This window comes from Paracoccus onchidii (assembly GCF_028294535.1).
Taxonomy (GTDB): Bacteria; Pseudomonadota; Alphaproteobacteria; order Rhodobacterales; family Rhodobacteraceae; genus Paracoccus; species Paracoccus onchidii.
In genome coordinates this window covers 48675-60118 of the sequence record NZ_JAQBIE010000007.1, presented here as the reverse complement: position 1 = coordinate 60118, position 11444 = coordinate 48675, and the positions used below count along the sequence as shown (strand labels likewise).

Sequence of the window (11444 nt, the reverse complement as noted above, 5' to 3'; positions counted from 1 at the left end):
TGTCGTTACCTCCTGATCGCATGCGGCCTGTGGGGCCACCGGTACTTTTCGTACTTCGTGGAATTCAGGATGAACTGGAAAACCCTCGGGACACAATGCCCAAGTTTCCAGACGCCAGCCGGCCCCGGCGTCAGTCGCGATCGGGATAGCTGCCTTCGACGGCAATGATGAAACGACAATCACCTCGGCCATTGCCCGCCCCAAGCGCAAGGGGGGCGCCAGTTGCCGTCCGGCTGCCGCGGTCCGGATCGGGATGGCGCAGATCGGGCAAGCCAAAGGTGTTCTGGCCGTCCCCCCCATGCATCGTGCCGATCAGGCTGAACAGCTGGGGGTAGCGTTCAATAGACAACAGGCGGCCATCGCATACCGCCCAGCCGCGGGGGGCAAAGCTGCCAGCGAACATGATTATCTGACCGATCAGCGGTTCCATTCCTGCCCCGTTTCATTACCGGAACGCGCCACGCGCCCATGATGTCCAGCCATAGCCTGAACTGATTTTCGCCTCTGTGTCGCAGGACACAGAACCACAAGGCAAACAACACTAGGTTGAGAACAGAACCTGGTTCAGCGGCGACCTTTGCTGTCAGGCTTCGTTGTTTTTCGGGCGTGTCTGCCGCCCGTTCAGTAAATGGTGTTCCCGGCTCGCGGTGAAAGCCTGGGGTGCGGGCCGGACGGGCGGTGATAGGTAGGTCACCGCCCGCTTATTTTTTGGCCTTCCGCGCCTGATGCCGTCCAATGATACCCTTGATTTTGCATTTCCTTCTTCACAAGACCCGCCCTGACGGGCCAAAGTGAACGCACGGGTTCGAATACCACCCGCCGTTGTATCAACTCAGAGGTCAGAATGTCCGCCCAACGACAGAAAGTCGCAATCATCGGCGGTGGCGTCGGTGCGGTCACCGCCGCTTATGCGATCACGCAGCTGCCCGATTGGCAGGACCGCTACGAAATCACCCTCTACCAGATGGGCTGGCGATTGGGCGGCAAGGGGGCCAGCGGCCGCAACAAGGACAAGGGCGAAAGAATAGAGGAACACGGCCTGCATATCTGGGCGGGCTTTTACGACAACGCCTTTCGCCTGATGCGCGACTGTTACGAAACGCTGATCTCAGAGAAGTTGCGCGAACCCGATGCCCCCCTCGCCACGCTGGAAGAGGCGTTTCACGGGTTGAATTACTTCTTTCTGGCCGAAGACATTCCCACCCCTGATGGTCCGGCAAGCCTGCATCCGTGGCGTATAGATTTCGAACCCAACGACGACAAACCCGGCTCGGGCGATGTGATTCCCTCGCCCTATGCGCTGTTCACCATGCTTCTGGACCGTATCCGGCAGTTGCTGGAACGCCCCGGGGCCGTGGCCGCCGCACCCCATCAGCTGCCTGATCGGTTTCACACCGGATTCGCGGCCCGCGGCCTGTCTACACAGGCTGCCACCCCTGTCCACGCGTTGCAGGATATGGCCAGATCCTTGCCGGCAGATGCCCGCGATCACACCTGTGCGGATCAGGCCGAATTGGCGGCCCTGGCTGCTCATGCCCAGGACTGGCACGAATCTCTTCTGGCGCAGCTTGAACAGGGCGACGAATCCCGGCGCCTGCATTACCTGATCAGCCTGTCACTTGCCTTTTTCCGTGGAACAATCGCGGAAGGATGCTTCTACGAAGGCTTCGATGCCATTGATGATTGGGAGATCAGCGATTGGTTGCTGCATTACGGGGCCGCGCATGACGCGGTGTATTCGGCCGTTTTCCGGGGATGCTATGATTATGTATTCGGCTATCCGGGCGGCGTGACCGATCATCGCAGCGTTGGCGCGGGAACGGCAATTCGCGGCCTGCTGCGGCTGGCTTTTTGTTACAAGGGCTCGCTGTTTTTCAAGATGCAGGCCGGAATGGGCGACACGATCTTTGCCCCCTATTATCAGGTTCTGCGCAAACGCGGCGTGAAGTTCGAATTCTTCAACGCAGCCACAAAGCTGCGGCTGGATGCGAACCGAACCGGCATCGACGCCATCGACATGGTGCGTCAGGCACGTGTCAGGGGGGAATATCTGCCATTGCGTGATGTCGCCGGCCTGCCATGTTGGCCATCGGAACCGCTTTGGGAGCAGATCGAAGATTTCCCCGATAAGGATTTCGAATGCGAAAAGAACCCTCCGCGCGGGCAATCCTATCAGCTGCGGCGGGGACATGACTTCGATCAGGTCATTCTGGGGGCTTCGCTTGGATCAATGCCCTATCTGGCGGACGAGCTTTGCCAGACATCGCCGCGATGGCGGGCCATGCTGGACAAGGTCCAGACCGTGGCCACCCATGCCGCACAGTTCTGGCTGGACAAGACCCCACAGGAATTGGGCTGGAACGCGTTGGTTGCCCGCCACAATCCCGGCCCGCAGACAGATCTGCAAACCGTCATCACCAGCTTTTCGGAACCCTTGGACACCTGGGCCGACATGAGCGATCTTCTGGTTCGCGAAACATGGCCCACCCCCGGACCAAGCGCGATCGCATATTTTTGCAGCCCTTGTCATGACGCCGATGTCGACGCCGGCAGCATGGTCGAACGCAGCCGCGCCTGGGCCAATCAGGATCTGACCCGCATGTGGCCCGGGGCCAGCAAGAATGGCGGGTTTGACGCCGGGATCCTGCACGACATCGAAAACGGCGATGACGATGCCCGTTTCAACGCCCAGTATTTCCGCGAGAATTTTTTTGGCTCGGAACGTTACGTCCTGTCTGTTCCGGGCAGCGTTCAATACCGCCTGGAACCGGATGGATCGGGTTTCGAGAACCTTTATCTGGCGGGTGACTGGACGCGTTGCGCAATCAATGCCGGCTGTGTCGAGGCCGCGACCATATCGGGCCTGATGGCTGCCCGCGGCCTGACGGGCGATGACATCAGGATCGTCGGTGAAGGAGATCTGGCCCCCGATTCCGGCCCCGGAGACGACGCGCGCCTTGCCAGCCCCTATGCCCAGACCGCCCCATGGCCGTTGACACCGTTTTACGGAACCGGTGCGATTGACGGCTTTTTCAGCTTTCATGCCATAGACGCAGAGGCCCTGCAGGCCGTCTTGCCCGACGGCATGTATTTGCTGCCGCAGGGACTGACACCGGCAGGCACCCATCCGGTCGCCCTGCTGGCCAATCAGCAAATCGGCGTGCGCCTGTCGGCGCTGCCGCGCTTGCTTGGCTATCGCAACTATTACGAAGCCATCATCGCCATCAACTGGGTCGGAATCGAGGGCCAGCCCGGTATCTTCAGCTATCTGCCGAACCTTTATCTCAACAGCCGCGCGCCCCAGCTTGCGGGTGTCTGGATGTATGGGTTCAACAAACGAATGGGGCAATTGCAGATGGGCCAGTCCTCTTACGAGGTGGCGGCACCGGACGGCACGGCGATCTGGTCTGGCCGCTATCAGCAGCCCGGCTTTGCCCGGCCCCTGATGCAATCGCCCGAATGCGCCGCCGTCGAGGCATTGTGCCAGCAGGTCGTGGTCAGTGAAGGAGCGTTTGGCGGCTGGCGTTATTCGGCCTTTGACTTCAACCTGACATCCGCGCGCGTCGCCCCCGTTTCCGCGCAGATCGACATTGCGGATCCCGCGCTTGCCCGCTTGCCACAGGGCAGGATGCAAGCCCGGCCGCTTGCCATGCATGACGCCGCGTCATTCGCCACACGCAGTCATGGTCTGCCCGGAGCCTTTCGAATCTGGACAAATTGGACATTATCAAATCCATTCGACAGCCGCCGTCTGGCGGTGCTAGAGGCAAAGCGGGCCGGCCAGCCCTGACAGGCCGGTCGTGGGGGAGGAACGGGCGAACGTGGATGGAAAATCTGGGATATTGCGACAGGGCGAGCGCCGTCAGGTGACTGCGCTATTCGCCGATGTCGTCGGTTTCAGCTATTTCGCCAGCCAAGCCGACGCCGAAGACCTGCAGGACTGGCTGGACAGTTTTTACGGCGAAGCCCAGGAAATCGTCGAAGCCGCAGGCGGCGAGATCACCGAATTTCTGGGGGACGGGATCGTCGCGGTCTTTGGATTGTCGCGGGCCGATGAACATGTCGCCCGCCGCGCCGTGGAATCCGCGTTGCAGATCGTCACCCTGCCCGGTTTCGTCTTTCCCGATGGAAAATCCGTTTCGATGCGCGCAGGCGTCGCCACGGGCGAGGTGGCAACCCGTGGTCCCGCCCGCGCCGGAAACAGCCGCCCACGCATGACCGGAATGGTCACAACGCTGGCCCAACGCCTGCAAGCTGCCACCCCCCCGGCGACGGTGTTGATCGCGCCTGAAACGCGCGATGCCCTGCGCGGCGCGATCGGGTTGCAGGCCATGCCGGATACGCAACTCAAGGGCTTTGCGCCCATGACGGTTTATCAGGTGCTGGACAAGGCGGTGCCGCTACCCACGCAACGGCTGGATCAGGGGGCGCGCGAACTGATTGGCCGGGCGCGGGAACGTGCGGCGATCGATGCCTGCAAGGGTCGCCCGTGCCTGCTGCGTGGCCCTGCAGGAATAGGCAAGACGACGCTGGCCAACGCCTATCTTCGGGCGGGGCGCAGATTTGCGGTCTTTCCGGCCGATGCGTTGAACACCGGCGAAGGCTATGGCCCCTTTCGCCACTGGCTGCGAAGCCTGCTGCCCGATGCTCAGGCAGATTTCGCGGCATTGCAGACCCGTTTTGGCGGCATGGATGCCGATAACCTCTTGTGTCTGGCGTTGGTGCTGGAACTGCCGCAAGGCAATGCCCTGCTGTCGCGTTTTGCCAATAACGCGCTGCGCGATAAAATCGAGGCCAGCCTGTCACAGGCAATCATGATGGTCGTGCCCGACGGGGTGTTGCTGTTTGAAGACCTGCACTGGATGGACAGCGCCAGCTTTGGGGCGTTGCGCCATCTGATCGGCAAGCTTGATCATCACCGGCATCGCCTGCTGCTGACCAGCCGCGAAACCCCAAGAATCGCGCAAAACCTGCAAGGTCTTGCGATCGAAACGCTGGAGGTCGCCCCCTTTGCCCAGGACGAGGCCGAAACCTATCTGCAAACTTTCGGGCCGGCGCTGCAGGATCCACAGGATCGCGCGCGGCTCATCCGTCATGCAGACGGCAACCCGTTGTTTCTGGAACAGCTTGTCAAACATACGCTGCGCAACAACCCTGCGGCCGGCGACCTGCCCGCAACGCTCAGCGATCTGCTGACCGAACGGATCGATGCGGCCGGCCCGGCGCGCTTTGTCCTTTTGCAGGCTTCGGTGCTGGGTCGCAGCTTTTCGCAACGTCTGCTCACCGCCCTTGCCGCGCCCGCCAAGGATGTCGCGCAAATGCTGCAACAGGCACGGCAAGCCGATCTTGTCCGTGCCATCGGCCCCGATCGCTGGACCTTCAGCCATGCCATGCTGCATCGCGCCGCATACCGGCAGTTGCTGCGCGGCACGCGCGAGGCGCTGCATGCCCGCGTGGCGGAACTGTTGCAGGGCAGTTGCGCCGAAATGGCCGAAGCGACCCCTGCGCTGCTGGCCAATCACCAAAAGCAGGCCAAGCTGTTTCTGCCTGCGGCGCGCAGCTTTCTTGCCGCCAGCAGGCAGGCATTGCTGCGCGGTGCCCTCAGCGATGCCGAAGACCATGCCCGCAACGCAATTACCATATGCGGCGAAGCCGGCGAACGTCCGGGGCGCAACCAGCTAGAGATCGCCGCATATACCGCATTGGGTTCCATTCTGATGCAATCGCAGGGATATGCGGCCCAGCCTGTGCGCGCAGCATTTTCCGAAGTGCTGCATCGTGCGGCGCAATCCCGGTCGGGCAGCGGCAACGGCCCGGCCCTGTTCGGCAGCTATTCCCATGCCATTATCGCCGGAGATCGCAAGGGTGCGGACGAGCTTTGCGGCTTTCTGATCGAAGCGGCGGAGATCGCCGAAAACCGGCAGGCGCCCGACCGGATCCAGCTGCGTCTTGCCGCCGAGGCCGCTGCGAATTGCGGGTGTTTCTATGCCGGAAATTTCCGGGATCAACTTGCCCATGTCGCAGAAATCCGGCGCCTTTACCGGATCGAACGCGACGCGCCGATGATGGCCGATTACGGCATGGACATCTTTGCCGCAGCGCAGATGTTCGAACTGCCCGGACGGGTCTTTTGCGGGGATATTGATGCTCTGTCCGACCTGATCGCGGAAACCGACCGCCATCAGCAAGCCCTGAGCATTCCCGTGATGCAGCCCTATGCATTGATCTGGGGCAGCGTGCCCCTTGATGCGGCCGGGCGACGTGACGAAGCCTTGGCGCGCCTTGATCGCGGCATTGCCGTGGCCGCGGAACAGGGCGCCGGTTTCTGGTCGCTGATCGGTCTTTGCTGGCAGCACGTCATTGATCCGCGTCAAAGCGAAACGGATGCCGGGCGCGCCCGGTTCGAGCAGCTGCTGGGCCAATTGCGCACCATCGGGGCGCTGATCGGCCTGCCCTATTTCACCGCCCATTTCGCCGCCGCGCAGGCGCGGGCCGGCCACTTGACCGAAGCCTTGGCGCTATCGGCCCGCGCGGTTTCCGAAGGGGCGCAATCGCGGTTGCTGTGCTGGCAGGCCGAGACATTGCGCCTGCATGCCGGAATCGCCGCCCGCCTAGGCGATACCGATCTGGCCATGACCACATTGCAAAAAGCCATCGCGCTGGCCCAGGAACAAGGTGCCCATCTGTGGCAATTGCGGGCGTCCTGGGACATGGCCGATCTTGCCGGCGGCGATACCGGTGCCCTGCAGATCGCACAGGCGCAGTTCTCTCACGCGCAGTTCGCAGGCGGATCCGATGACTTGGCAATATTGCGGGGGCTGCAAATGACAGCCCCGGCCAGTTGACGCCCGATGACCCCTTCCCTTCTGACATATGACCTGCCCTTGCTGGATGGCCTGTCGCCCCGCGACCTGACGCGGCTGGACATTCGCAGCCGGGTTCTGAACCTGACTGCGTGGGAGACATTGTTTCAGGAAAGCGACCGGGTTTGCGATGTCTATTTCCTGATCTCGGGCGCGCTGATGGCAATCCATTGGACCGAGGACGGGCGCGAGATCATCTTTACCCGCTTTCAGATCGGGGATCACTTTGGCGAATTGGCGGCAATTGATGGCGGACCGCGATCCCTTGCCATTGTCGCGCGCGAGGAATCGCAGGTGCTTGTGCTGGAACGCAGCTCTTTCCTGCGCCTGATCGATGCGGTGCCCGACATTCGCAACCGGCTGCTGTTGTCGCTCAGCGATCGCATCCGGCAGCTGACCCGGCGCAACCTGCAATTTGTCACCCAGACGGTCGAGCAACGCGTCAGGTCCTATCTGGTCTCGATGGCATTTGATCGGGGCAAACTGCACCCGGGGGCGGTGCTGGACGATATGCCGACCCATGCCGAAATCGCGGCCAGCATCGGCGCGAACCGCGAGATTGTCAGCCGCGTTCTGTCGCAAATGCGCCGAAGCGGCGTGATCGAAACGGGGCGGTGCCGCATCCGTTTGCTGGACCCCGGCAGCCTGGCCGATCCGTCAGTCCCGGCCGCAACTGGCATCAGTTGACGACACGGCCGGGACCAAAGGCGATTACAGGAACAGGTCGGCGACGAAAGCCGAACCGACATAGGTGCCGCTCATGACCAGGACAGCGACGATAAAGATCTTCCATCCCGAACTGCGCGCGATCTCGATTTCGCGCCGCGCGATGGCGATCCCGGCATAGGCCAGGCAGGGGGTTGCCAGCGTCAGGAAATTGACATGGGAAACCTTGTCCAGAACCCATGCGCTGCCTGGCGTCCAGGGCAATGTCATGGCAATGCCGACCAACGAGATCCACGCCACCGACGGCAATTTGAACGGCACCGTCAATGTCAGCAGAAGGCCGACCATTGAAATCACGAACAGCACCAGAAACCCGATAACGCCTTGCATCAGCGTCGCATCGGTTGCAACGGTATTGCCGACCAGACCGATCAGGCACACCACCGCAAGCATGGCGGCGTTCTGCGCCAGATCAGGTTTGAACTCTGCCTCGTGATCGACGGGAATATCGGAATCGCTCATGATCATTCTCCCATATCAGGGGTTGCGGCGGTCTTGCGGCCCAGCAGGTCATACAGTTTTTCGGTCACGGGCAGCGCAACGAAGATGCACAGATAAAGCCCCGTCGCATAGGTCAGCACATTGCTGGCCCCCGCCAGCGCCAGGATCGTGTCCTCCATCTCGGGCATGGCATGGGCCAAGGCACCGGAACAGGCCGCCATCATCGACCCCGACCCGATACCACAGGCCATGGCCAGAGCCTCGATGCTGAACATGCCACTGGTCGCCAAAAGTGACGCAAGGATCGCGAAGATGAAGGTGCCAAACAGCGTGCCGATGACGTAAACGCCCATCACCCCGGCACCTTCAGCCGATTTCAGGCCATATTTGTCCGCGATGATGGCGATATTGGGTTCGCGCGCGACCGAAAAACTTGCGCCGATCGCCTCGCGCCCCATGCCCAGCACAAGCACGGCGACCGGGAAGGCAAGCACGATGGTGCCCAGATTGCCCAGTTCCTGCAGGATCAGGGCGGGACCGGCATCGATGATCTGCTGCATCGACGGGCCGATGATCGTGCCGAATTTCGCAATGAAGGGCATGATCGCAATGACAATCAGGGGCGAGGCCGCGCGAACCTCGCGCTGGCCGATCCAGGCACCAGCCTTGCGCACCACATTGGGGTTGATCAGCAATCCCAGCACAAAGGCATATAGCAGCGGAAGCAGCAGGATAGACCCGATGCCGATCGGCACCTTGATGACCCCGATCAGCTCGGAAATGATGGTGATGATCAGCACGCTTGCATGCAAACGCCAATCCAGAAGGATATCCTTCGCGCTGTCCATGTTTGACCTCTCTGTTGTTACCGGCCCGTTATTGGCTGCAGAAGCATGCGCGAAACGGATGGGCCTTATCCGCGTCGCGGGCAAAAAGCTCAACCCGGTGCATAGCCGAATGCAATCACCGGATCCCTTGCCGTTTCGACCCAGACGGATTTGGTGGTGGTATAGGCCGCCAGCGCCTCGCGGCCAGAGGAACGGCCATAGCCGGATTGCCCGAACCCGCCAAAGGGCGACATGACATTGATGGTCTTGTAGCTGTTGATCCAGAAGGTCCCGGCCCTGACCTGTTCGGCCAACCGATGGGCCCGCCCGACATCCCGCGTCCAGACCGCCCCGGCCAGACCATAGGGCGTGGCATTGGCCAGTGCGACGGCCTCGTCCTCATCCTCGAAGGGAATGACCGACAGCACGGGGCCGAACACCTCTTCGCGGGCAATCAGCATGTCTTGGGACACATTGCCAAGAATCGTGGGCGCATAGAAATACCCCCCGCTGTCGGACAGATGTGCGGGGCAGGCACCGCCGGTGACAAGATCGGCGCCGGCCTTGACGGCGTGATGAACCATGTCGTCGATCTTGTCCCATTGGCGAGCATTGTTGACCGGACCGATCTGGGTTTCGCCGTCAAGCGGCAGCCCGACCGGAATCCGCGCGCTGGCCGCAGCCAGCTGTTCCAGCAACCGGTCATGGACGCTGCGCTGCACCAGAAGCCGGGATCCAGCCACGCAGCTTTGGCCGCAGGCAGCAAAGATCGCCGCCTGCGCGCCGACAATCGCGCGATCGATATCGGCGTCATCAAAGACGATATTCGCGGATTTCCCACCCAGCTCAAGAATGCTGGGGATCATCCGGCGTGCCGCGGTCGCCGCGACGGCCGCGCCGCCCTGCGCGGACCCGACAAAGACCACCAACCCGGTGGCGGGATGGTCGATCATTGCCTGCCCCGCCGTCGCACCGCGCCCTGCAATCACATTGACCAGCCCCACGGGCGCACCCGCACGTTCGCACAGCGAGGCAACAACCAATGACGACAATGGCGTCAGTTCCGAAGGCTTCAGCATCACCGCGTTTCCTGCGGCAATGGCGGGCGCCACCTGCCAGCAACAGGTGAACAAGGGGGCGTTCCAGGGCGTGATCTGGGCCACCACGCCGATAGGTTCATGGCGGGTATAGTTCAGATGGCTGCTTGGCACCGGGATGACATCCCCGGTGATCTTGTCACACCATCCGGCATAATATTCGAACATCTCCGCCATACGCGCCGGTTCGCCCGCCGCATCGCGGATCGGGCGACCTGCCGAAACCGCCTCAAGCCGCGCCAGGGGCGCGGCATGGATGCGCAACTGGCGGGCGATCTCATACATGATGCGGCCACGCTCGGATGCGGTCTTGGCCGCCCAGACACGCTGAGCCGCCGTTGCGGCATCGGCAGCGGCATTGACAACATCCGCGCCGGCATCGCGAAACTCTGCCATTGCGCGACCGGTGGCCGGATCAGTCAGGTCCAGCAATTCGCCATCGCCCGCCATGGGCGTGCCCGCCACCCAGCTGGCCACCTTGTCATGGCCCAGCAATTCGCCAAGCAATCGCGCAATTTCAGCCGTGCTGTTGGGTGCATGTTTCAGGTCGTCAGCCATCGAGTTTCGCCTTGTTGCGCAGATCGGCGATCTGCATGAAATCATCATTGTCGCTCAGCCCGGACCGGTCCTGTGACCACAGCTGCGCAACCATCCGGGCAACCGGCAGATCACAACCCGCCTGCTGCGCAAGTTCCAGCGCCAGCCGCATATCCTTGCGCATCAAACCGGCCGAAAAGCCACTGTTCAGGCTGTTGTTCAGCACCCAGGTCGGGAAGTGCACTTCGCTTATGGCGCTGCGGCCGGTGGCGCTGTTGATCACGCGCAGCGCATCCTCGGCGGGCAGGCCCGCGGCCTCGGACAGGCGCATGGCCTCGGCCGTTGTCAGCATATGGCAAGCCACCAGCATATTGTTGACCAGCTTGGCAATATTGCCCGCACCGCTTGCGCCGACATGGATCACCTTGCTTGCCAGCGCATCCAGAACCGGCTGCGCGGCCGCGACCGCCGCCGCGTCCCCCCCGATCATCATCGACAAGCTACCCGTGGCGGCACCCTGCGGCCCGCCGCTGACTGGCGCATCAAGAAAGCCATGCCCCGCCGCCGACAGGCGCGCGGCCAATTGCCTGCTGATATCGGCTTCGGAGGTCGAAGTGTCGATGACCGTCTTCCCCGCGTCAGCCAGCGCACCGGCAGCAAAAGCATCATCGATTATGTCCTGCACATGACGCGCCAAAGGCAGTGACAGAACGATCACGTCACAGGCGGCCACGACCGCTGATGCGTTCTCGGCGATGGTGACACCATGTTGCGCCATATGCGCGCGGGCCTCTTCGGCCAGGTCAAAGGCCTGCACCGAAAAACCGCCACCCGACAGGGTTCGCGCCATGCCCGCGCCCATCGCCCCCAATCCTATGACCCCGACTGTCAGCGTCATGCCACCCTCGCTCTTTCGCAAATTTCATCAAGCTTGGTCGAGTCGAGCGTTCTTG

The 11444-nt window shown here is 62.1% G+C and carries 8 protein-coding genes; 3 read left to right on the top strand and 5 right to left on the bottom strand.

Translation table 11 applies throughout. From position 1 onward, the window contains the following. Nucleotides 1-130 precede the first annotated feature (130 nt). Nucleotides 131-430: a phage tail protein gene (locus PAF17_RS06360; protein ID WP_271888255.1), complete on the bottom strand. Its 300-nt coding sequence runs from the start codon at nucleotides 428-430 to the stop codon at nucleotides 131-133. 414 nt (nucleotides 431-844) lie between these two features. On the opposite strand from PAF17_RS06360, the gene PAF17_RS06355 reads away from it, so the two are divergent. The 3 genes from PAF17_RS06355 to PAF17_RS06345 are packed head-to-tail and all read left to right on the top strand — an operon-like array spanning nucleotide 845 to nucleotide 7550. Continuing rightward, a complete protein-coding gene (locus tag PAF17_RS06355; protein WP_271888254.1) occupies nucleotides 845-3790 on the top strand; it encodes an NAD(P)-binding protein in 2946 nt (981 codons plus the stop codon). Between the two features lie 31 nt (nucleotides 3791-3821). Then, entirely contained in the window at nucleotides 3822-6845 is a 3024-nt protein-coding gene (locus PAF17_RS06350; RefSeq protein ID WP_271888253.1) for an ATP-binding protein, read from the top strand. A gap of 6 nt (nucleotides 6846-6851) precedes the next feature. Next, nucleotides 6852-7550, top strand: coding sequence for a Crp/Fnr family transcriptional regulator (locus PAF17_RS06345; protein WP_271888252.1), 699 nt, complete (start codon nucleotides 6852-6854; stop codon nucleotides 7548-7550). Between the two features lie 24 nt (nucleotides 7551-7574). Here the strand turns inward: PAF17_RS06345 and PAF17_RS06340 are convergent, their stop codons facing one another. The 4 genes from PAF17_RS06340 to PAF17_RS06325 all read right to left on the bottom strand — a co-directional run bounded on the left by PAF17_RS06340 (nucleotide 7575) and on the right by PAF17_RS06325 (nucleotide 11389). After that, complete coding sequence (locus tag PAF17_RS06340) at nucleotides 7575-8051, bottom strand: hypothetical protein (RefSeq protein ID WP_271888251.1); 477 nt, start codon at nucleotides 8049-8051, stop codon at nucleotides 7575-7577. A gap of 2 nt (nucleotides 8052-8053) precedes the next feature. Continuing rightward, nucleotides 8054-8878: a DUF3100 domain-containing protein gene (locus tag PAF17_RS06335; RefSeq protein ID WP_271888250.1), complete on the bottom strand. Its 825-nt coding sequence runs from the start codon at nucleotides 8876-8878 to the stop codon at nucleotides 8054-8056. Between the two features lie 89 nt (nucleotides 8879-8967). After that, complete coding sequence (locus tag PAF17_RS06330; protein WP_271888249.1) at nucleotides 8968-10512, bottom strand: aldehyde dehydrogenase family protein; 1545 nt, start codon at nucleotides 10510-10512, stop codon at nucleotides 8968-8970. Continuing rightward, nucleotides 10505-11389, bottom strand: coding sequence for an NAD(P)-dependent oxidoreductase (locus PAF17_RS06325; protein WP_271888248.1), 885 nt, complete (start codon nucleotides 11387-11389; stop codon nucleotides 10505-10507). Before PAF17_RS06325 ends, PAF17_RS06330 begins: the two co-directional genes overlap by 8 nt. Nucleotides 11390-11444: the final 55 nt, after the last annotated feature.